Origin of the sequence: Flavobacterium hibernum, from assembly GCF_000832125.1 — a bacterium.
GTDB lineage: Bacteria > Bacteroidota > Bacteroidia > Flavobacteriales > Flavobacteriaceae > Flavobacterium > Flavobacterium hibernum.
Genome location: NZ_JPRK01000005.1, coordinates 526,618 through 550,880, shown reverse-complemented (window position 1 = coordinate 550,880; position 24,263 = coordinate 526,618). Strand labels below are relative to the sequence as shown.

Here is a 24,263-nt window from a genome sequence, read left to right as displayed (position 1 = left end):
TTTTTGGTTAACTAATTGTAATTATTCTACTATTACTTTCTTAGCCGAAGCAGCATCTTCGTTAATTAAGTATACATAGTAAATTCCTTTTGGCAAGCCAGATAAATTGATTGTATTATTAGTATCTCCAGAATCGAATACGAATGATTTTACTAGTTGTCCTAATGAATTATAAACGGTTGCTTTTTCTAGTGCAATGTTGTTAATGTTTACTTCGCCTTTTGTTGGGTTCGGATGCATTACGACTTTATCAAAAACCGAATTTTCGATACCAAGTGAACAACTTGTAGAGAATGAAGCTGAAGCATCTTTCTTAGTTCCCCAATTTGTATTGGCATAATTTACATCATCAACCTGAATACATTTTAGGCCATTGTTAGCTCCAAGATCAAAATTTGAAGTAGTTATTAAAGTATTGCTTCCATTTTTTAGATTTACTTCTGTAAGACTATTGGCGCGACAATCTGCTTGATATAATTCAGGACATTTTGAAAGATCTAATTTTTTTATTGCATTAAGACGTGCTGAGAACATTCCTAATTTTGGATTGTTATTAAGATCTAAAACTTGTATGTTATTCGTTGCGCATGACAAAGTTCTCAAAACAGGATTGTTTGTTACGTCTAAAGTAGTAATTGCATTATCAAAGCAAACAAGTGATTTTAATGCCGGATTACTAGAAGTATTTACAGTAATTAATTTATTGTTAGAACAATATAAATCGATTAAATTGATGTTTTTTGTAACGTTTATACTTGTCATTTTATTATAAGTACAATTTATACTTTCAAGAAGTACATTTTGCGAAATATCAAAGGATATTAAATTGTTTTGTCTACAATCTAATATTTTTAAACTTTTAAAATCTTGAATACCAGTTAGGTCAGAGATAGCACTATTTTCAACATTTAAAGAAGTTAATCCGGAAATTTTTGATGTAACAACTCTACCATCTGCTGGAGCAGTATCATATTTTAGAGCGATTAGTTTATTCTCGAAATTGATATCTGGAATTAAAGTATAAACAGTACAATCAACATTGTAATTTGCAATTGGATCTTTAACAACAGAAAGCCAATTTGTATTTGAATATTGAGCATTGTCAACCTGAATACAAGATAAGCTAGGATTGTTGCGTAAATCCAGTTGGTTTTTATTTATTTTGGTGTTATTGCCATTTTTCAAGTTCAATTCAGTCAGACTATTTGAACTACATGTAAAGTCTACAAGATTAATATTTGCAGAAAGATCCAGCTTTGCAATTTTATTAGAATCACAGTATAAAGAAACTAATGCAGTGTTTTTTGAAACATCCAAAGCAGTCAGTTTATTTCCCCAACAAGTTAAATCCTTTAATAATAAGTTTTGTGCAAATGAAATAGTGACAATTTGATTTTGAGTAAATGATAATGTTTTTAAAGCAGTATTAGAGTTAACGTTTAATGTTGTTAAACTGTTTTTATCACAACTTAATTCTTCTAACAATGTTGAATTGTATATCGTTAAAGTCGTTAAAAGATTATTGTTTACTTGTAATTGTCTTAAGAGCGTGTTTCTTAATAATGATAAAGTCGTCAATTTATTGTCAGAAGCGATAAGGTATTTTAAATTGATGTTTAACCCCAAACTTAAAGAAGTCAGTAAATTTTTAGAACAGTTAAGAGTTGAAAGATTAATGTTTTCTGTTAAATCTACCGTAGTAAGTTGATTGCTGTAACATTGTAAAGTTTCAAGATCTTTAAAAGCCTGAATTCCTGTAAGATCTGATATAGAACTATCTGAGACATCTAATGAAGTTAATCCTGAAACACTTGTTGTAAGCACTTGCCCATCTGGAGTGCCAGAATCAATTTTTAAAGCAATTAATCGCTTCTCAAAATTAAGATCGGGAATTTTAGTGTATTGAGCGTAAATAGAAAAATTTGCTAATAATAGCAACAAGAGTAGTTTTGTTTTCATATAAAAAGATTTGTAAATTATGGCTGCGCAATAATACGATATTCATTTATAATTTATTAAATAAAAACGGACTAAATTATGAGTGAATATTAATGTTATATTTAAAAAAAAATCCCATTTTCAGTATGTCGAAAATGGGATTTTTTTGGTCAACTAATAGTAATTATTGTACTATTACTTTCTTAGCCGAAGCAGCATCCTCGCTAATTAAGTATACATAGTAAATTCCTTTTGGCAAGTCTGATAAATTGATTGTATTATTGGTGTCACCTGAATTGAATACAAATGATTTAACCAATTGTCCTAACGAATTATAAACGGTTGCTTTATCTAATGAAATGTTGTTAATGTTTACTTCGCCCTTTGTTGGGTTTGGGTACATTACTACTTTGTCAAAAACTGAATCTTCGATACCTAATGAACATGTTGCCGAATATGATGCACTAGCATCTTTAGAGAAAACGCTACTGGTAGTTGCAAAAGATGCATTGTCTACCTGAATACAAAGTAATGCAGCGTTTTTGAACATAAAGGCCGTTATAAAATTAGTGTTGTTACCGTTTTTAAGGTTTAATGTTTTTAGTGCATTTTCTGAAACATTCACATAAATTAACTTAGTGTTTTTAGATAAGTCTAAGACAGTTAGTTTGTTTTTATTAACTTGTAGAGTTGTAAGAGCAGTATTTGCTGATACGTCTAGTGCTGTTAAGTCATTTCCGTGCGTGTACAATTCAATTAATTTTGAATTCTTTGTTACATTCAATGAAGTTAAAAAGTTAAATTGACAGTTTAAAAATTCAAGAGATGCAAAATCCTGAATTCCGGTTAAATCCTTAATGTCGCTCAATTGTACATTTAAATCAGTAACTTTTGATATTGTAGAAGTTAAAACTTTTCCGTTTTTACCATCAATGTCAATTTTTAATGCAATTAATTTATCTTCAAAATTGCTGTCAGGAATTAATGTAAAACTTGAACAATCTTCTGTGAAATAAGAAGTTTTATCTAATTTTCCGTTCCAATTATCATTAGAGTATTTGGCATTATCAACTTGAATACAGCTTAAAGAAGCATTTTTAGTGAAGTTCACACTAAACCAATCCATATTTGTATTGAAACCATTTTTTACATTTAAAGTAGTCAAGTTATTATTTGATACATTTAAAGCAGTCAGCGATTTATTTTTACTAACATCAATTGAAGTTATTAAATTTGAAGAACAATTTAAATCGGTTAACAAAAGATTGTTTATAGTATTTAAAGAAGTTAACTGATTTGCGCTACAGTTTAATACCGTCAGTAAAAGATTGTTTGCAGGAGTTAATGATGTTATTTGATTTGTGCTACAATTTAATATGGTTAAAGATGTAAAATCCTTAATTCCTGTAAGATCTTTAATAGAACTTGAAGAAATATCTAACGAAGTAAGAGAACTAATGCTTGAAGTTGCTACTTTTCCATTTTTACCATCTTTGTCAATTTTAAGAGCAATTAATTTGTCTTCAAAATTTGAATCAGGAATTAGAGTATAAGGTATACAATCTAAGCTGTAATTTGTTGCGGCATCTTTAAAAGTGCTCCAATTTGTGTCAGAATAAGAAACATCATCTACTAAAATACAAGTTAATCCTGCATTATTTTTAAAGTTAAGATTGGTGCCAAACAAAGTGTTTTTTCCATTTTTTAAATTTAAAGTTTTTAGCGCGTTGTTTTGGCAATTTAAAGTAACCAATAATGGATTTGAAGAAACATCTAAACTATTAAGTTTACTGTTACCACAAATCAAACTGATAAGTTTTGTATTTGCTGTAATATCCAAATTTTGAATACCAGTTGATGCAGCTTCTAAAGTTACTAACTTCGTATTTTTAGATACATTAATGCTGCTCAAGTTAGTATTAAGCGTTAAATTTAAAGAAGTTAGATTTATATTGTTCTGAATGTCTAAAACGGTCAGTGTATTACTGGTAAGATTTAAACTTTCAAGAGCTAAATTTTTACTTGTATTTAACGTGCTGAATTTATTGTTCGATGCATTTAAACTAACTAGATTTATGTTATTTGTCAAATCTAATGAGCTTAGGTCTTCAGAGCTGCAATTTAATGTTTTTAGGGCCGTGTTTTTTGTAACATTTAGTTTTGTGATCTTTGTGCCAGGAGTAGTTAAATTCTCTAAGGATATAAAATCTTCCAGACCAGTTAAATCTTTTGCATTAGTTGATTGAAGATTTAAATCTTTTACACCCGCTATACTTGCAGTAACAACTTTTCCATTTTTACCGTCTGTGTCAATTCCTGAATCAATTAATTTTTGTTCAAAAAAAGCGTCAGGAATTAATGTGTAAGCGGTGCAATCTGTGTTATAAGTTGCTGAGGCGTCTTTTAATTTTGACCAGTTCGTGTTGGCAAAAGCTACGTCATCTACTAAAATACATTTTAAATTTAAGTTGGAAAAGAATGATAAGTTTGCAGGATCCAGCAAAGTGTTGTTTCCGTTTTTTACATTTAAACTCTCTAACTTGTTAATTGAACAATTGAAGATTTTTAGTAAAGTATTTTGAGAAACATCTAAACTTTTCAATTTGTTTTCAGAACAAGTTAAAGTTGTTAAAGCAGTATTTTTAGAAACATTTAATGTTTCTAATTCATTCCTGTCACAAACAAATTCAGTTAAGGCTGTGTTTTTTGAAATCTCTAAGTTTGGTAGTTTATTTCTTTGGCACCATAATGTTGTTAACTTACTGTTGTTGCTAACATTTAGACTTGTTAATACATTATCTGTTGCATAAACTCTAAGTAGCGCAGTATTAGATGAAAAATCTAAAGCTGTAAATTGGTTTTCACTACCCGTGAAAGATTCTAAAGCTAAATTTTTTGAAGTATTTATAGACTTCAATTGGTTTTTATTAGCTGTTAAAGTTTTCAAATTTACATTTGAAGAAACGTCAAGTGTTGTTAAAGCATTTTCTGAGCAATTTAAAGATGTTAACGCTTTAAAATCCTGAATTCCTGTTAGGTCTGTAATATTGCTTTTAGAAACATTTAATGAAGTTAGTGTAGAAATACTCGAAGTTAATACTTTACCGTTTTTTCCATCTTTATCAAATCCGAGAGCCATTAATTTAATCTCAAAATTTGCGTCGGGAATTAAAGTGTAAGCCAGAGAAGCGCAGTTTAATGTAAATAGAATTGGATAACTTGTAAGCGTAGACCAGTTTGTGTTAGCGTAAGCTACGTCATCAACAACTATGCAGGATAATTTTAAGTTGTTTTGAAAACTTGATATTTCAGGCGCGCCGCGAGTACCTGTCCAATAAGTATAAGATTTTACTAAATTGCTATTATTCCCGTTCTTTAAATTCAATTCGGTCAAATTGGTATTGTTTTGACAATTTAAACCAATTAAGGATTTATTGTTACTTAAGTCAAGAGTACTTATTTGAGTAGTAACACAAACTAAAGCTTTTAAGTTGATATTTAATTTTAGATCAATACTTGTAATTGGGTTAGAAGAGATATTTAAATATTCAAGTTTAGTATTTGCACTTACATCTAATGCCGTTAGTGAATTAGAATAAAAGTCAAGATGGACTAACTCTTTGTTTTGAGATAGATTTAGTACTGTTAGTTTGTTGCGGTTAGCCAGAAGGGAAGTTAAATCTTTATTATTTGTTAAGTCTATGGATGATATCATACACTTAAGAAAAGACAAACGGCGTAATGATTTTAAATTAGTAACATCTATCGAAGTTACCGGGTTAGAATTAAGACTCAACTCCGTCAACAAGGGTGTAAAAGATAAATCTAACGAAGCGATTTGGTTGTCATCGCAGGTTAATTCAGTTAATTTAGTGTTTTTAGCGATATCAAGCTTTGTCAACTTATTACCATCTATATTTAAATGTGTCAAGTTGGTATTATTAGAGATATCTACACTAGTTAATTGATTGTATAAACAAGAAAGAATTTGTAAAGCTTTAAAATCTTCTATACCACTAAGACTTGCGATATTTTTTGATGATAAAAATAAGTTGGTTACCGTAGCAACTTTCGAAGTTAAAACTTTTCCGTCTGCAGTACCAGAATCTATACCTGCTTCTATAAGAGCATTTTCGAAGTTTACATCTGGAATAAGTGTATATTTAGGTCCAAGTTCTGCAACATCTACAATCGAAACATTATCAATTAAAATTTGAGAACCAGTAGTTCCTGTAACCAAAATGCTAATTTCGGCATTTTGAGTAGTAGTAGCAACATAGTCAAATTCAATTTTTCTCCATTCAGAATTAACCGTGCTAGTTTCTATTGTTTTTGTTAAAGTTGTTTTAAAGGCATCATTTTTTGTCAACGATAATTCGACAGACGAAAATGTCCCAGAAACCAATTTGTGATACATTGTAACGCGATATGCTTTTCCTAATTGTATTGCAAACGGGCTGCTATTCATGAAGTGGAGCGTACCACTTGTTATTTCCATTTTTGTACTTGAAGCGCCATGTTGAGCATTAGAATCCTGATAAAGGAGTCCATTAGTGAAACGAAACCAATCCGTTGGCTGTGAAGATTGCGTCCAGCTTTCGAAGTCTCCATTGGATACCAAATTAGTTTGAGCATAAATAGAAAAATTTGCTAATAATAGCAACAAGAGTAGTTTTGTTTTCATAGATAAGGTTTAAGGATTAGGTCGCGCAAGTGTACAAAATGCAATTTATTTTTCCTTACGGGAAACCGTAAGTAGGATTTTATTTTTTTTAGAGTTTAATACGGAATTATTGATTTAGACAATAAATTTTAAGAGAAAATGAAGTGAAAACTTTGTGTTTAGAACACTTTTTTACGTTTTGTCATTTTTTTTAATGTTACAATAAAAATCATAACACAGTGTTAATCGTTAGTTTTATGTAACAAAAAATCATAATTTAGGCGCATAATTTAACTTTACAATTATTTACAGATACATGAGTCATATAAATCCCCTTAAATTATCTGCTTTTGCATTACTTGTTTTAGCAGGTTGTAGCGCAAATTTACAAGCGCAAAATTCAGCTCCAAAACAGCCACTTGTTGCACCTTTAGCTATTGTTAAAAAAGCACCAGTTAGCGAAAATGAATTAAAAAGATGGAGTCAGCTAGATTTATTAAAAGACTCGATTCCGGGAATGAGTGTTGATAGGGCTTATGCCGAATTACTGCAAGGGAAAAAAGGCGTAAAAGTAATTGTAGGTATTGTAGATTCTGGTGTCGATATTGAGCACGAAGATTTGCAAGGAATGATCTGGACAAATCCTAAAGAAATTCCTGGTAACGGAATCGATGATGATAAAAATGGTTTTATCGACGACGTTCACGGATGGAATTTTCTTGGAAATGCCGTTCACGAAAATCTTGAAATGACTCGTATTGTTAAAAAAGGCGATGATGGTTCTCCAGAATATAAAGAAGCTTTAGCGCAGTATACAAAAAAATACGAAGATGCTTTAAAAGATAAAGAACAAGTTGATGAATTATTAAATTATCATAATACAATTAAAAAGGCTCTAAATAAAACAACTTATAAACTTGAAGATTTAAGTTCAATTACTTCTGCAGATCCAAATGTTCTACAAAGTAAAAAAGTTATGGCCATGATTTTTAATAATGCAGGTCCAACTTTTGATCCAGAAGCCGAATTAAACGAGTATAACGACCAAGTTTACGATCAGTTAAATTACAATTTAAATAAAGAATACGACGGAAGAAAAATTGTAGGAGATAATCCAGAAGATATCAAAGACAATCACTACGGAAATAATGTAGTTTTTGGACCGGATAAAGAAAAAGCACTTCACGGAACGCACGTTGCAGGAATCATTGGTCAAATTCGTGGAAACAATTTAGGCGGAGACGGTGTTACAAATAATGTCGAAATATTAACAGTAAGAGCCGTTCCAGACGGAGATGAGTATGACAAAGATATCGCTTTGGCAATTCGTTATGCGGTTGATAACGGAGCAAAAGTGATCAACGGAAGTTTTGGAAAAAGCTTTTCTCCACATAAAAAATGGGTTTACGATGCGATAAAATATGCAGCCAAAAAAGATGTTTTAATTGTTCATGCAGCAGGAAATGATGGTTACAATATTGATGAAACTAAAAACATCAATTACCCAAATGATTCTGAAGATAACGTCAAAGAATTTGCAAACAATTTAATTACAATTGGAGCAATAAATAAAGAATATGGAGAAACAGTTGTAGCTCCGTTTTCGAATTTTGGAAAAATAAATGTTGACGTTTTTGCTCCAGGTGAAGAAATTTACGCAACAGTTCCAAATAATAAATACAAATATTTACAAGGAACTTCAATGGCAGCACCAAATGCGGCAGGAGTGGCAGCCTTGATTCGTTCATATTATCCAAAATTAAAAGCAGCACAAGTAAAACAGATTTTAATGGATTCTGGAGTTGCGCTTCCATCAAAAGTGGTTTTAGGAGAAAATCCAAATCCACAAGAAAAACCTGTAGCAGTTTCTTCTGTAGAATCATCAAGAACAGCAAAAATGGTTAATGCTTATAATGCTTTATTGATGGCAGAAAAAATGTCAAAAAAATAAAATAACACAAAATAGTAACCTAATGGAAGAGTGGCAACTCTTCCATTTTTATTGTAAAAACAATGCGAAAAATTATACTACTTTCCTTTTTGAGTTTGGGCTTAAACTCAGCATTTGCACAAAGTGCTCCGTATTGGCAGCAACATGTAGATTACAAAATGGAAGTTTCCATGGATGTAAAAAATTATCAATACAAAGGAAAACAAGAATTGGTATACACCAACAATTCTCCTGATACGCTAAAAAAGGTATTTTACCATTTGTTCTCAAATGCTTTTCAGCCAGGAAGTGAAATGGATGCTCGTTTGCATTCTATAAAAGATCCTGATGGAAGAATGGTAAACAAAGTGAAAGGTGCCGATGGAAAGGAGACTAAACAAAGTCGTATTGAAACTTTGAAACCAAATGAAATTGGATTTTTAAAAATTACAAATTTCAAGCAAGACGGAGTAACGGCACAAACCAGAATTTCTGGGACAATAATGGAAGTGACTTTGGCTAAACCAATTTTGCCAAATACAAAAACAACTTTTACTTTAGATTTCGACGGACAAGTTCCCGTTCAAATTCGTCGTTCAGGACGTAATAGTTCTGAGGGAGTTGAATTTTCGATGACACAATGGTATCCAAAATTAGCCGAATTTGATTTTGAAGGTTGGCATGCAGATCCATACATTGCAAGAGAATTTCACGGTGTTTGGGGTAATTTTGATGTTAAAATTACAATGGATAAAGATTACACAATTGGTGCTTCGGGTTATTTACAGGACAAAAACACAATTGGTCACGGTTACGAAGATGCTGGTGTAACGGTTGTATATCCAAAGAAAACAAAAACATTAACATGGCATTTTATTGCACCAATGGTTCATGATTTTGCTTGGGCTGCAGATAAGGATTATACACATGATATTGTAAAAGGACCAAATGATGTCGATTTGCATTTCTTCTACAAAAATGATCCAAAAACTACTGCAAATTGGAAACAAGTTGAACCTTTAATGGTAAAAGTGATGGATTATTACAATCATAGAGTTGGAAATTATCCGTACAAACAATACTCATTTATTCAAGGTGGAGATGGTGGAATGGAATATGCAATGTGTACATTAATGATGGGAAGCGGAACTGTTGAAGGAATTCTAGGAACTGCAACGCATGAATTAGGACATTCTTGGTTTCAACATGTTTTAGCTTCAAACGAGTCAAAACACCCATGGATGGATGAAGGTTTTACAACTTACATTGAAGACAGTGCATTGAATGAATTAAAAGGAGATAAAAAAGAAGTAAACCCATTTGTAGGGAATTACAAAGCTTATTACAGTTTGGTTAATTCAGGAAAAGAGCAACCGCAAACAACACACGGTGATCGTTACGACGAAAACAGACCATATAGTATTTCATCTTATATCAAAGGAAGTATCTTTTTGTCGCAACTAGAATATGTAATAGGTAAAGACAATGTTGATGCAACTTTAAAAAGATATTTTAATGATTTTAAATTCAAGCATCCAACTCCAAACGATATTAAGAGAACAGCAGAAAGAGTTTCTGGAGCTGAGTTAGATTGGTATTTAATCGATTGGGCTGAAACCACAAATACAATTGATTACGGAATTAAAGATGTAATTGATAATGCAGGAAAAACAACTGTAACTCTGGAAAGAATCGGTAGAATGCCAATGCCAATCGATCTAAGAGTAGATTATACAGATGGAACTTCTGAAAATTTCTACATTCCATTACGAATGATGAATTTTATTAAGCCAAATCCGAATCCAAATCAAAAGAGAACAGTTTTAGAAGATTGGGCTTGGGCACAGTCAAACTACAGTTTTACAATTGATAAAAACAAAACAGCAATTAAAAAAATCACAATCGATCCAAGCGGATTAATGGCTGATGTAAAAGCTGCAAATAATGTTTTTGAAGTGAAGTAATCTTCATTTTATAAAAGTAAAAAAGTCCCGTTTAAATTAATAAACGGGACTTTTTTCGCTTAAAGTATATTTTAATAGCCTCCAGCTTTAGCTGGAGAAATAAGATTTAAATAGAAAATGGCTTTAGCCAAACCTTTACAGTTTGGCTAAAGCCATTTTGGTATAATTTATTTTTCCATCCAACTAAAGTTGGACGCTATTCAATTTTTTTATGAGCTTCAATAAAATATTGAACTCGAGTTATTAGATTTAACTCAAATGTTCAATCATATCTTTTGTCATCGTTTCAAGATCAAAAGTGTGTTTCCAGTTCCAGTCTTCTCTTGCTTGAGAATCATCGATACTTGCTGGCCAGCTATCCGCAATTTTCTGACGGAAATCAGGATTGTAAGTAATCTCAAATTCAGGAATATGTTTCTTAATTTCATTAGCAATTTCTGTTGGCGTAAAACTCATTGCCGCCAAATTGTATGAAGAATGTATTTTGATTTCCTCAACCGGTGCTTTCATAATATTAATGGTTGCATCAATAGCATCATCCATATACATCATAGGCATTTTTGTTTCAGAGGATAAAAAGCACTCGTATTTTTTATCTGCAATCGCCTTGTAAAAAATATCCACAGCATAATCTGTTGTTCCACCACCTGGAGGTGTAGACCAGCTGATTAAACCAGGGTAGCGTATGCTTCGAACATCAACGCCATAAATATTATGATAATACTCGCACCATCTTTCTCCCGCCTGCTTACTAATTCCGTAAACAGTCGAAGGCTCCATTACAGTATATTGAGGCGTATTTTCTTTTGGAGTTGTTGGTCCAAAAACCGCAATACTTGATGGCCAGAAAATCTTTTTTATTTTTTTTGCTTTCGCTAAATTCAAAACATGAAATAAAGAATTCATATTCAAATCCCAGGCAAAAGCAGGGTTTTTCTCGGCTGTAGCCGATAAAAGTGCCGCCATCAAATAAATGTCAGTAATTTGATGAATCTCTACCAAATGTTCAATTTGATTAAAATCTAAAGCATTGACAACTTCGAACGGACCTGAATTAACAACATCAGTATTTAATTTTCGAATATCAGAAGCAATTACATTTTCTGTTCCGTAAAGCTTGCGTAACTTCTGAGTCAATTCAGTCCCAATTTGACCGCAAGCACCTATGATCAATATTTTTGGATTCATTTAAATGAGTTTTTTTTAGAGACACAAATATAACGTTTTCGCAATTACATACATTTATTACAATCATAAATTATAAATTCAATAACAAAAAAGTTGGTTTGTTGGATAATTCATTTTTAAAGATGTGTCTTTGTGCCTTTTTGAAATAGTTGTAAATAGTCCATTTTTATTGATATTAAGCCTAAAGACAATTATTCTAATCTTTTAAAAATTTGGCAAAAAAGCGACCATGATTTATAGAATCTTTAGCAAAAAACAGAATTCGTAATTGTAAATTTACTTTGTAACTTTGTAGCTTAATGTTTTACCAAATGAAATATAAAATATCTCTTTTTCTACTTTTTGTTTTTGTGCTAAATTCATGTAAAAATGAAGATGAAAAACGTCGTGCTGAAAATGAAAAAGAAGCTAAAAAAAATGAAGTTATTTTTAATAATGTCAGCAAAGCATGGGTGTTTATTGATGAACCTATCAATGAAATCGCAGAGCAAAAAACAACTTCCTGGACAGAATGGCGTGAATTCTTGAAAGAACTTGGCGATAAACCCCGAAAAACCATCGGAGCATTCCAAAAAAAGTCAGCAGCTATTTCAAAAAAAGCAATGGCTTTAAACAGTAATATCCCAGCAGAATTTAATGTGCCACCAATTAAAAGCCGAATTTCAATCTTGATTACTAAAATCAGGATGATGGATTTATTTATTCATTTAAATCAAATTCCGGATAAAAAAGTAGCATTCTTAATTGGAGAAATTAACAAAGAATTGGTTTCATTAGAAAGACAAATGGATGTTATAAACGTAAAAAGTAAAATTCCAAAAGAAGAAGGAGAAGAGGATTTCTTGAAGATGTTAGACACAACACGTGCAATACCAAATGCAAGTACAAGTTCGCTTCAGTTGAAAACAACAGATCAAAAATAGTCAAAATTGAGTAAAAACGCCTTATATACCATGTATGATAATCTGCCAAAAAATCAGCAGATTGCCACACAATTACTAGAGCAAAATCAGATAAAAATGCATCTTAACGGATTGTTAGGATCAGCAATTTCATTTGTAATTCGTGCTGTTTTTAAAAAAGCAGAACTTCCTTTTTTGGTCGTTTTAGACAATAAAGAAGAAGCAGCTTATTACTTGAACGATCTTGAACAAATGATAGGAGAACAGGATGTTTTGTTTTATCCCGCTTCATTTCGTCGTCCGTATGAAGTTGATGAAACAGATAATGCGAATGTTTTGCTTCGCGCTGAGGTTTTAAACCGAATCAATTCCCGAAAAAAACCAGCCATAATTGTTACCTATCCTGAAGCACTTTTTGAGAAAGTAGTTACGCGTCAGCAATTAGACAAAAACACTTTGAAAGTCGCTTTGAATGATAAAATTTCGATTGATTTTATCAACGAAGTTTTGTTTGAATACGAATTCAAGAGAGTTGATTTTATTACAGAACCAGGCGAATTTTCGGTTCGTGGAGGAATTGTCGATGTCTTTTCTTTTTCAAACGATCATCCGTACAGAATTGAGTTTTTTGGAAACGAAGTTGACAGTATTAGAAGCTTTGATGTAGAAACGCAACTTTCTGTAGAAACGCATAAAAAAATCACAATTATCCCGAATGTCGAGAACAAGATATTTCAGGAAAACAGAGAAAGTTTCTTAGATTATATTGCTGAGAAAACAGTTCTTTTTATTCAAAATACAGAAGGACTTTTTAGTCAGTTAGACAAACAATTTGCAAGGGCGGAAGAAGCTTTTGAGAAATTATCAAAAGAAATAAAACATGCAGAGCCTGAGCAGTTATTCTTAAATCAGGCTTCTTTCATTAAACGAGCTTTAGATTTTTCGATTGTTGAATTGGCTTCGAAATCCGTTTTCAAAACAACAAAAACATTCGATTTTCATATTCAGCCGCAGCCATCCTTCAATAAACAATTTGATTTGTTGTTGAATAATCTGAGTGATAATCATTTTAACGGATATAAAAATTATTTGTTCTGTTCGAATGAAACTCAGGCGAAACGTTTTCATGATATTTTTGAAACTTTAGATGAAGCTAATTCAGAGAATATTCGCAAGCAATATCATACCATTGTATTGCCTTTATATCAAGGTTTTATTGACGAAGAAAATCAAATAACGGCTTATACAGATCATCAAATTTTTGAGCGTTATCATAAATTCAACATTAAAAACGGCTATTCGAAAAAGCAGAATATCACGCTTAAAGAATTAACCGCACTTTCTGTTGGAGATTATGTAACGCACATCGATCACGGAATTGGAAAGTTTGGCGGATTGCAAAAAATTCAGGTTGAAGGCAAAACGCAGGAAGCCATAAAACTGGTTTATGCAGATAATGATATTGTTTATGTAAGCATACATTCTCTTCATAAAATCTCCAAATACAACGGAAAAGACGGAACGCCGCCTAAAATTTATAAGTTAGGATCGAACGCCTGGAAAATTTTAAAACAAAAAACCAAAGCGCGTGTCAAACATATTGCCTTCAACCTGATTCAGTTGTATGCAAAACGTCGTTTAGAAAAAGGTTTTCAGTTTGCGCCAGACAGTTATTTACAAAACGAATTAGAAAGTTCGTTTATTTATGAAGATACACCAGATCAAACCAAATCGACGGCAGAAGTAAAAGCCGATATGGAAAGTGATCGCCCAATGGATCGTTTGGTTTGTGGAGACGTAGGTTTCGGAAAAACGGAAGTTGCTATTCGTGCCGCTTTTAAAGCCGTAGATAATAGCAAACAAGTTGCGATTTTGGTTCCGACTACAATTTTGGCTTATCAGCATTACAGAACTTTTACAGAACGTTTGAAAGATATGCCGGTTTCTATTGGCTATTTAAATAGATTTAGAACTGCGAAACAAAAAGCGCAAACCCTAAAAGATTTAGCCGAAGGAAAACTAGATATCGTAATTGGAACGCATCAATTGGTCAACAAAAATGTAGTTTTTAAAGATTTAGGTTTATTGATTGTTGATGAGGAACAAAAGTTTGGTGTAAACGTAAAAGACAAATTAAAAACCATTGCAGCAAATGTCGATACGTTGACATTAACGGCGACGCCAATCCCGAGAACGCTACAGTTTTCGTTAATGGCAGCGCGAGATTTATCGGTAATTACAACGCCTCCGCCAAATCGTTATCCCATAGAAACGAATGTGGTTGGTTTTAATGAAGAAGTAATTCGTGATGCGATTTCGTATGAAATTCAGCGAAACGGACAGGTTTTCTTCATTAATAACAGAATCGAAAACATAAAAGAAGTGGCCGGAATGATTCAGCGTTTGGTTCCAAATGCCAGAGTCGGAATTGGTCACGGACAAATGGAAGGCGCTAAACTCGAAGAATTGATGTTAGGTTTCATGAACGGAGATTTTGATGTTTTGGTCGCAACCACAATTATCGAAAGTGGATTGGATGTGCCAAATGCGAACACGATTTTCATCAATAACGCCAATAATTTCGGATTATCAGATTTGCACCAAATGCGTGGTCGAGTAGGACGAAGCAACAAAAAAGCATTCTGTTATTTCATCTGTCCACCATATTCATCAATGACCGAAGATGCCAGAAAACGTATTCAGGCTCTGGAACAGTTTAGCGAATTGGGAAGTGGTTTTAACATTGCCATGAAAGATCTTGAAATTCGTGGAGCAGGAGATTTATTAGGTGGAGAACAAAGTGGTTTCATTAATGAAATTGGTTTTGATACGTACCAAAAAATCATGAACGAAGCGATCGAAGAATTAAAAGAAAACGAATTTAAAGATTTATATCCTGAAGAGAACGATATTGAAACGAAAGAATACGTAAAAGATCTACAAATCGATACTGATTTTGAGTTGTTATTTTCAGATGAATATATCAATAATGTTACCGAGCGTTTGAGTTTATATAACGAATTGGGTTCTGTGAAAAATGAAGAAGAATTGATTGTTTTTCAAAACAAATTAATTGATCGTTTTGGTCCAATGCCTCCACGTGCCAATGCATTAATGAATAGTATTCGCATTAAATGGATTGCAACAGCAGTTGGTATTGAGAAACTGGTTATGAAAAAAGGTAAAATGATTGGTTATTTCGTTTCAGATCAACAATCAGATTATTACCAATCGAAGCGTTTTCATAAAGTGATAAAATTTGTGACTACACATAGTAATCATTGCACTATGAAAGAAAAACAAACACCAAACGGTTTACGTCTTTTACTGACTTTTGAGAATGTAAAATCTACAAAAAGAGCTTTGGAGTTGATGGAGATGTTGGGAGAGTAAAAATAAAGTTGCCACGAATTTCACGAATTTCCACGAATTAAATTTGTGGAAATTCGTGAAATTCGTGGCAAAAATAAAATGGCCGTATGAACTTTTTCATACGGCCATTCTTTTTAGTTAAAAACGATTAATTTATATTTAGTTTTTCAAGTCTTTAATTACTTTAAAAGCAACATCAACCTGATCTTCTCCAACTAAAATTGTAAATTCGTTTGAAGTCGAAATTACCTCGTTAATGATAATTCCTTCCCAAGCCAAACGCTGAAAAATGAAATAATAAATTCCGGGAACTACAATATTTTCTTTTGGTAATTTTACGGTTATAGAAGCTAAATTGTCGAGTTTTTGAATTAGTTTTTCACGAATAAAATGTTTCTCAACTAAATGATTTACACTACTGCTCACCACAATGTTAGTTTCGTTTACACCACGAGACGAAGTATAAAAAATATCAGATAAAGCATTGATGTCAGAAATTAAGTCGGCTTGTTTGTTTAAAACAGTTTCTGAAGCAGCAAAAGTGTAATCTGTCAATTCTGAGCGAACCGTAATTTCGCCAATATTTTTTATGACTTTATTAATTTTATGATTTAATTTAAAATCCAATTCTTCTGTGAGTCGTTTTAGTGACATTACAACAGCACCTTGTTTCACCTCTTTGCCAAATTCACTTTCCAATTCGGTCATAATGTTCCGAGAAAGCGACGTCAGGTTGATGATTCCAAGCGATAGCGCATTTAATAAAAAGGGTTTGGTTTTGATGTAATTTTCGACGATTGAAGAAACGGTTTTCATAATTTTTTTTCTTTTTTTTTGTAACGTAATTGGTTTGCGTAGTTAATTTGATGTTATAAATCTCTGCAAATATAAATTAAAAAACAATTTGTTACAATTATAACAATAAAAAATTATGTTAAAAGTGATAAAAAGCATCCGTAAGATGTTCAATTGCAAATGTTTCACCGTTTTTATGGATGGCTATGATGTCAAATCGAATATTTAAGTCGTCTCCAAAATCCTTTTCCCTATAGTTTATGTAGGCATTTACTGCTTTTATCAAAAGCTGAATTTTTTTTGGCTTAACAAAATCCTGTGGAGAACCAAAATCTAAACTCGATCGTGTTTTAACTTCAATTACTGCCAAAATGGATTCTTTTTGAGCAATAATATCTATTTCGGCCTTCTGAAAAGTCCAGTTTCGATCTAAAATTTCATATCCATTTTCCTGAAGATATTCTACCGCAAGTTCTTCTCCTTTTTTGCCAAGTTCATTGTGTTCAGCCATTTTTTTAATTGTGAGTTATGAATTTTTTATGCCTTATCCAGTAATTTGCACGCAAAGACGCGAAGTCGCAAAGTTTGATTCCTTTCTTTGCGACTTCGCGTCTTTGCGAGATTATAATATGTGGTATTTAAAATTCCGTAACTAAGGAACTTCTGAGATAATTTTATTTCTGAAAAGTTACAGTGCTTCCGGATGCATTTACATCAATAGAAATGGTATTCCCCATAATTAAAGCACGATTGTCTTGAATATGTCCTGCAGGAAAATTGAATATTACAGGGATATTATATTTTTTGGTTACATCATCTATAATTTCGACGGCATTTTTACCCCACGGAACTTCATTGTCTTTCATTTTGGTCATACCACCAACAATGATTCCTTTTAGGTTTTCGATGCAACCGTTGCGTCTCAAATTGATCATCATACGATCAATATGATACAAGTATTCGTCGAGATCTTCAATAAATAAAATTTTGTCTTTACAATCTATGGCAGATGGAGAACCTAATAAGCTGTATAAAATTGACAAATTCCCACCAACTAGTTCGCCAGTAGCTTTACCAAAACGATTCATTTTATCCGGAGCAACAGAATAAGATAACGGTTCTCCAAACAAACTCGATTTCATTGAACTAATAGCCGCCGGAGTAGCACGAGCAACTGTTACAGGCATAATTCCGTGAATAGATTTGTAACCCATTGTATTTAAATGATTGTGCAAAACTGTAACATCACTAAAACCAATAACCCATTTTGGGTGTTGTTTAAACTTGGTAAAATCAAGTAAATCGATCATTCTTACCGTTCCATATCCTCCACGGACACACCAAATTGCTTTAATATTTGGATTGTCTAATTGATGCTGAAAATCGGCAGCACGTTGTTCATCAGTTCCGGCAAGTTGGTTATAGTCAAGTCCAATTGTGGTTCCAACAACAGCTTCTAATCCCCAACTGTGCAATAAATCTATTGTAGGTTTTAAGTTGTCGTCGATGTTTTTTCTTGCTGTTGCCAAAATAGCGACAGTATCTCCTTTTTGTAAATAAGGTGGTGTTATCATGTTTTGTTGAGATTGACAGGTGAATGATTGTAAGGCAAAAATAAGAAATACGAATTTACCAAAAGCAATGTGTTTCTTGAAGTGCTGAAAGTGTTTCGTGATCATAGTTTCTTTTTGCTTAAAATTATAAATTATTTTTTAGATGAGGTTTCTATTCAATTATTAACCGCCATATTTGTTTTGTAAATTTTCAAGAATTAAAATTAATCCTTTATCTGCTTCTTCAGATTGCACATTGGCAAAAAGAATAAAAGCCTTGTTTATGGATTTACAAATATACACTTTGGTTAAAAAAGTTCCCGGATTTCCGTTATGAAATGAATATAGTAATTGATTGGATTCTTTAATTTCAGAATTCCATCCAAAAGAAAATTCGGGTAAGCCAAAATGCATATAATTAAATTCGTCTTTTGTAAATAATTTTGATTTTCCTTCTAAACCTTGAAGTTGCATTTGAATAAATTTACAATAATCAGGTAAACTAACATTTATATTTCCTGCCGAAGAAAGCCAGTTTAGTTTGTAATTTAATGCTGGTTTTTCTGGTTTTAAATCTTCGTCGTGTCCCCAAGGCTCATTTTGATTTTTGAAATTTGGCTGCCCAAAGTCAAAATCGATGTTTAAATTTTTGCCCAATTCTTTTACTAAAGTTTCATAGTTTTTGCCAGATGCTTTTTCTAGCATAAGTCCCGCTGCAACATAACTTGGATTAGACCAAAATATAGGTTGTGTTTCTGTAACAGGGTTTTGTTTCAAAAACCAAGAAATAAATTCGTAACGCTGTTGTTGATTATTGCCTTTAATCTCTTTTTGAGTTGGGTTTTCATTTCCGTAAGACCAAGTATTTATGTTGGCACGAAAAGTTATAAAGTCCTGCAATGTAAAATTGTAAGTTGCCGGATTACTTTTGGCTTTTAATTCTGGATATAGATCAAAAAAATTAGTATCCCATTTTATTTTTCCTTCCTTAACCAAAACCGCTGCAATATAACTCGTAACTGTTTTTGTCATAGATCCTAAGCGGAATTTATCGCTAATTTTTGCCTTGTATTTTGAGTCGATGCGTTGATAACCCAATGTTTGAATTTCTAAAATTGAGTCGGCCGAAACTACAGCATAAGCTAGTTCAGGAATGTGATGCGTGATTCTGATACTGTCAACAAATGAAGTGTTTTTTTGCCCATGAGAAATATTAAATAAAAGAGATAAGACAAGAGCAAAACATAGTTTTTTCATTTTTTATTAAGTGATAAATTAAGTAAGCAAGTTACAAGAGATTTTAGCATAAACAAATAAAACACATAAATAATTTATTTGAATTTTCTTACAATTAATTATTTTGTGTACATTGGTTTTTGTAAAATAATTAACCATGAAGCTCGTTCTATTTCAACTCTATTTCATTATTTTTTTTTCATTTTCGCTTCAGGCACAATCAAAAAAATATAATATTCACACCGTTGCATTTTATAATTTCGAAAATCTTTTTGATACAACAGACGACGCAAGTACAAATGATGACGAATGGACTCCAACCGGTGTTCAACATTGGACAGAAGAAAAATATAAGCAAAAATTGAGTAATCTGGCGAGAGTGATATCTGAAATTGGAAAACCAGAAAACTCAAACGCACCCACAATCATTGGAGGTTCTGAAGTTGAGAATCGTGGTGTTCTGGAAGATTTAATTAAAATGCCACAATTAGTAAATCATGATTACGGAATTATTCATTTTGATTCGCCGGATAAACGCGGAATTGACGTTGCTTTACTTTATCAGAAAAAATATTTTAGACCAACATCTTTCTCCAATATTCCCTTATTGATTTACAAAAATAATGCTGCTGCAAAAGAAGATAAACAAGAAATGGTTGAAGATTTTGAAACTGAAAATGAGTCAAAAAACAATAAAAATCGAATTTTTACAAGAGATCAACTTTTAATTACGGGCTTTTTAGATGATGAGGAAATCAGTATCATCGTAAATCACTGGCCATCACGATCCGGAGGTGAGAAAGCAAGTAGTCAATTTCGTGAAGCAGCAGGACAATTAAACAGAAGAATCATTGATTCTTTGCAGCAAATTAATCCAAATGCGAAAGTGTTTACAATGGGAGATTTTAATGATGGACCTTATAATAAAAGTATAAAAATAGCATTAGGAGCAAAGGCAAAAAAGGCCGAAGTTACAGAGTTTGGGATGTATAATCCTTTCGAGGAAATGATGAATAAGGGAATGGGAACAATTGCATTTCGTGATTCGTGGGATATTTTTGACCAAATTATAATGACAGAATCTCTTATAAAACCCGATTATTCGAATTTCAAGTTTTGGAAAGGAGGTATTTTTAACCGACCTTATTTGGTGCAAACTTCAGGACAATATAAAGGATATCCGCTTCGTCATAGTCAAACCGAAGTAGGTTTTAGTGATCACTTTCCGGTTTATATTTATTTGATAAAAGAAATGAAATAGTTTTAAGTATTCAGTCTCAGTCTTCAGTCTCAACTTCCTGAAAACCGCGATTGCGACTGAATACTAAGTGTTACGACTGAAAACTTTTCACTAACTTAGCTTCATACAAACTCAGTACTTCAAAAAATGGCAATAGCAAAACCTTTCAACCTTACAAAATGGATCGACGAAAACCGTCATTTACTAAAACCACCAGTTGGGAACAAAAATCTTTATGTAGATTCTGGCGATTATATCGTAATGATTGTTGCTGGACCAAACGCACGAAAAGATTATCATTATAACGAAACCGAAGAGCTATTTTATCAACTTGAAGGAAGTATAAAAGTTATAATTCAGGAAGATGGAGAACGAAAAGAAATGGAGTTAAACGCTGGTGATATGTATCTTCATCCTGCAAAAGTTCCACATTCTCCAGTTCGCTCTGCTGGTTCTATAGGTTTGGTCATCGAGCGTAAACGTGCTGGAAAAGGATATACAGATGGATTGCTTTGGCATTGCGATAATTGCAATCATAAATTGTACGAAGTATTTTTTGAACTTCATAATATTGAGAAAGACTTTCTGCCACATTTCGAACATTTTTACAATTCAGAGGAATTAAGAACTTGTGATAAATGCGGAACTGTAATGGAATCGGACCCTAGGTTTGTAGCGAAGAAATAAAATTATATTGAATTCAATTCAAACCCGACAGGTTTTTAAAACCTGTCGGGTTTAGAACGTTAAATGATTAGTTTCTAAAGTCTAAATTACAACTCAAATCTTTTTCCTTGCTCAGGATAAATAATCTTAACTCCTAAATCATTTTGCTTTTGCAATTGTTCTTTAAGTTTTAGGATATTTTTAGTGGGAGGTTTTAAATGTGTAACGATAATATTGAAACCTTTAAGCGAATCTTTTCCTGATAAATCTTCTAAAGTGTGAAGTTCTTTCATTAAATAATTTGGAGTCAAATGACCAAACAAAAATTGATCTGGCTGCTCATTTGGGAATGAAACTTCGATAAAAATGCCTTTTAATTGTTTAGACTTAACAAGTGGTGCGACAGCAGTCCAAAGTTCTTTTAATTTATCACTTTTTTCTACAGCGTCTGGTCCTGTGTCTCCTAAATATAAAACATACGAATCTTCGTTTCTAATTAAAAATGCAGTACTCTCAAAAGGATTAACATGGCTTAACGGAAAAGCTTTTACCGTCATTGCGGTATTGGTAATTGGAGTTTCTGTACCAATATTTAAAGTTTGAAAATGATATTTTTTCAAAGGAACTCCAGGTCCTTTGTCTCCAAAATTAGCCCAAGTTTGATCGTTGAAGTAATGATTCTCCATCATTTCCATACATTTCTCCGTTGCATAAACTGTCTTTGAAGAATCGGCAGGAGAATTAATAATCAATCCTGAAACGTGATCTAAGTGTGCATGCGAAATAAAATACCCTTTAATATATTTTCTTAAAACGTCACTTGTTGAAACTTTAAAAACTTTTTTTTCAATTGCTTTTTCAATTCCCGCATTTATAGTTCCCGCATCCAAACAGATATAATCGTTTGTGTTTATTGGAGCGACCATATAAGCCGAAAGATTTTTTTCGTCAATTCCGCCTTTAATTCCTAAAGGAACAACCTGAAAAGAAGTTTTTTGTACTTTTTGTGAAAAAGCATTAAAAGAAAGGAAAACGAAGCAAAGTAAAAGACGATTGAAAATAGTCATGTTTAAGTAATTTTGAGAATACAAATTTCATCAATTGATATGAATAAATTGGTGTGTTTTTGAGAAATTGATATTTAATAACTCTAAATTTACTTTGTTTTTAACAATAAAAGGCAGTTGAAATTCAACTCGAAATAATATCTTTACATAAAAACATAACAATTTTAACTAAAAAAGTTACAATGACAACAATAGCATCGCAATTTGGAATGAATGAGGCTCTGGAAAAATTGGGCATCAAAACGATAAATGAAGGAACATCAACAGGTTTACAGAATTTTTCTTCTGGAGAAATTTTAGAAAGTTATTCACCAGTTGACGGAAAATTAATTGCTTCGGTAAAAATGTCAACTGCTCAGGATTATGAAAAAGTTATGCAAGCGGCAACAGAAGCTTTCAAAACATTTCGTTTAATTCCTGCGCCGCAACGTGGAGAAATTGTTCGTCAGTTTGGGCAAAAGTTACGCGAAAATAAAGAAGCACTTGGTAAATTGGTTTCTTATGAAATGGGAAAATCTTTGCAAGAAGGTTATGGTGAAGTTCAGGAAATGATAGATATCTGCGATTTTGCTGTTGGTTTATCTCGTCAATTACACGGATTAACAATGCATTCTGAAAGACCTGGACACCGTATGTATGAACAGTATCATTCATTAGGAGTTGTTGGAATCATTTCGGCATTTAACTTTCCTGTGGCAGTTTGGTCTTGGAATACAGCTTTAGCCTGGATTTCTGGAGACGTTTGCGTTTGGAAACCATCTGAAAAAACACCTCTTTGTGGAATTGCTTGTCAAAATATTATTGCACAGGTTATTAAAGAAAATAATTTACCGGAAGGAATTTCATGTTTAATTAATGGCGATTATAAAATTGGCGAATTAATGACGGCTGATACTCGAATTCCGTTAGTTTCTGCTACAGGTTCAACTCGAATGGGAAAAATTGTAGCTCAAACTGTTGCAGGACGTTTAGGAAAATCATTACTTGAGCTAGGTGGAAACAATGCTATTATTGTAACTCCTGATGCCGATATAAAAATGACGGTTATTGGTGCTGTTTTTGGTGCTGTTGGAACTGCTGGACAACGTTGTACATCAACTCGTAGATTAATTATTCATGAGAGTATTTACGACAAGGTAAAAGATGCATTAGTTGCAGCATATAAGCAATTGAGAATTGGAAATCCACTTGACGAAAACAATCATGTTGGACCGCTAATTGATACACATGCGGTTGAAATGTATGCTGTTGCTTTGAATAAAGTTGTTGCCGAGGGTGGAAAAATTTTGGTTGAAGGTGGAGTGCTTTCGGGTGACGGTTACGAAAGTGGCTGTTATGTTAAACCTGCAATTGCAGAAGCTCAGAATTCATTTGCTATTGTTCAGCACGAAACTTTTGCTCCAGTTTTGTATCTAATCAAATATTCGGGCGAAGTAGATAATGCAATCGAAATCCAGAACGGAGTAGGTCAAGGATTATCATCGGCTATTATGACAAATAATTTACGTGAGGCCGAAAGATTTTTATCTGTAGTAGGATCAGATTGCGGAATTGCAAATGTAAATATTGGAACTTCGGGTGCAGAAATTGGTGGTGCTTTTGGTGGAGAAAAAGAAACTGGTGGAGGAAGAGAATCTGGATCTGATGCCTGGAAAATTTATATGCGCCGACAAACGAATACAATCAATTATACTACAAGTTTGCCTTTGGCACAAGGAATCAAGTTCGATTTGTAGTTCTAGAGATTAG

The 24,263-nt window shown here is 32.5% G+C and carries 15 protein-coding genes; 7 read left to right on the top strand and 8 right to left on the bottom strand.

Annotated elements, in window-relative coordinates; genetic code table 11:
- Positions 1-21: 21 nt before the first annotated feature.
- Together IW18_RS06630 and IW18_RS22635 are read right to left on the bottom strand one after the other, a co-directional pair.
- Positions 22-1,959 carry a T9SS type A sorting domain-containing protein gene (locus IW18_RS06630; protein ID WP_052480100.1) on the bottom strand — a complete coding sequence of 646 codons (1,938 nt, stop codon included), beginning with the start codon at positions 1,957-1,959 and terminating at the stop codon, positions 22-24.
- 163 nt (positions 1,960-2,122) lie between these two features.
- On the bottom strand, positions 2,123-6,622 hold the full coding sequence (locus IW18_RS22635; protein ID WP_052480099.1) for a T9SS type A sorting domain-containing protein: 4,500 nt from the start codon (positions 6,620-6,622) through the stop codon (positions 2,123-2,125).
- Between the two features lie 295 nt (positions 6,623-6,917).
- On the opposite strand from IW18_RS22635, the gene IW18_RS06620 reads away from it, so the two are divergent.
- Together IW18_RS06620 and IW18_RS06615 are read left to right on the top strand one after the other, a co-directional pair.
- The gene (locus tag IW18_RS06620) at positions 6,918-8,552 is read left to right on the top strand and encodes a S8 family peptidase (RefSeq protein ID WP_041516782.1); all 1,635 of its coding nucleotides are present in this window, start codon (positions 6,918-6,920) and stop codon (positions 8,550-8,552) included.
- Positions 8,553-8,614: 62 nt separating this feature from the next.
- Positions 8,615-10,495 (top strand): M1 family metallopeptidase, encoded by a 1,881-nt coding sequence (locus tag IW18_RS06615; RefSeq protein WP_041516781.1) that lies wholly within the window; start codon positions 8,615-8,617, stop codon positions 10,493-10,495.
- Between the two features lie 249 nt (positions 10,496-10,744).
- Here IW18_RS06615 and IW18_RS06610 read toward each other — a convergent pair whose 3' ends face one another.
- Entirely contained in the window at positions 10,745-11,683 is a 939-nt protein-coding gene (locus IW18_RS06610; RefSeq protein ID WP_041516780.1) for an L-threonine 3-dehydrogenase, read from the bottom strand.
- A 311-nt stretch (positions 11,684-11,994) separates the two neighbouring features.
- Here IW18_RS06610 and IW18_RS06605 point away from each other — a divergent pair, with 311 nt between their 5' ends.
- Both IW18_RS06605 and mfd read left to right on the top strand, forming a co-directional pair.
- Positions 11,995-12,606 carry a hypothetical protein gene (locus IW18_RS06605; protein ID WP_041516779.1) on the top strand — a complete coding sequence of 204 codons (612 nt, stop codon included), beginning with the start codon at positions 11,995-11,997 and terminating at the stop codon, positions 12,604-12,606.
- 6 nt (positions 12,607-12,612) lie between these two features.
- Positions 12,613-15,978 carry a transcription-repair coupling factor gene (gene mfd, locus IW18_RS06600; RefSeq protein ID WP_041516778.1) on the top strand — a complete coding sequence of 1,122 codons (3,366 nt, stop codon included), beginning with the start codon at positions 12,613-12,615 and terminating at the stop codon, positions 15,976-15,978.
- A 138-nt stretch (positions 15,979-16,116) separates the two neighbouring features.
- Here mfd and IW18_RS06595 read toward each other — a convergent pair whose 3' ends face one another.
- From IW18_RS06595 to IW18_RS06580, 4 genes are all read right to left on the bottom strand, one after another.
- On the bottom strand, positions 16,117-16,773 hold the full coding sequence (locus tag IW18_RS06595) for an aspartate kinase (RefSeq protein ID WP_041516777.1): 657 nt from the start codon (positions 16,771-16,773) through the stop codon (positions 16,117-16,119).
- Positions 16,774-16,891: 118 nt separating this feature from the next.
- Positions 16,892-17,263 (bottom strand): YraN family protein, encoded by a 372-nt coding sequence (locus IW18_RS06590; RefSeq protein ID WP_041516776.1) that lies wholly within the window; start codon positions 17,261-17,263, stop codon positions 16,892-16,894.
- Positions 17,264-17,426: 163 nt separating this feature from the next.
- A complete protein-coding gene (locus IW18_RS06585; RefSeq protein WP_041516775.1) occupies positions 17,427-18,326 on the bottom strand; it encodes a S66 peptidase family protein in 900 nt (299 codons plus the stop codon).
- Between the two features lie 162 nt (positions 18,327-18,488).
- The gene (locus IW18_RS06580) at positions 18,489-19,562 is read right to left on the bottom strand and encodes a serine hydrolase domain-containing protein (protein ID WP_052480098.1); all 1,074 of its coding nucleotides are present in this window, start codon (positions 19,560-19,562) and stop codon (positions 18,489-18,491) included.
- Between the two features lie 136 nt (positions 19,563-19,698).
- On the opposite strand from IW18_RS06580, the gene IW18_RS06575 reads away from it, so the two are divergent.
- Both IW18_RS06575 and IW18_RS06570 read left to right on the top strand, forming a co-directional pair.
- Complete coding sequence (locus IW18_RS06575; protein WP_041516774.1) at positions 19,699-20,802, top strand: endonuclease/exonuclease/phosphatase family protein; 1,104 nt, start codon at positions 19,699-19,701, stop codon at positions 20,800-20,802.
- Between the two features lie 126 nt (positions 20,803-20,928).
- On the top strand, positions 20,929-21,468 hold the full coding sequence (locus tag IW18_RS06570; protein WP_041516773.1) for a 3-hydroxyanthranilate 3,4-dioxygenase: 540 nt from the start codon (positions 20,929-20,931) through the stop codon (positions 21,466-21,468).
- An 86-nt stretch (positions 21,469-21,554) separates the two neighbouring features.
- Here the strand turns inward: IW18_RS06570 and IW18_RS06565 are convergent, their stop codons facing one another.
- Entirely contained in the window at positions 21,555-22,514 is a 960-nt protein-coding gene (locus IW18_RS06565) for an MBL fold metallo-hydrolase (RefSeq protein WP_041516772.1), read from the bottom strand.
- A 182-nt stretch (positions 22,515-22,696) separates the two neighbouring features.
- Here IW18_RS06565 and amaB point away from each other — a divergent pair, with 182 nt between their 5' ends.
- Positions 22,697-24,250, top strand: coding sequence for an L-piperidine-6-carboxylate dehydrogenase (gene amaB, locus IW18_RS06560; RefSeq protein ID WP_041516771.1), 1,554 nt, complete (start codon positions 22,697-22,699; stop codon positions 24,248-24,250).
- The last annotated feature ends 13 nt before the right edge of the window (positions 24,251-24,263 follow it).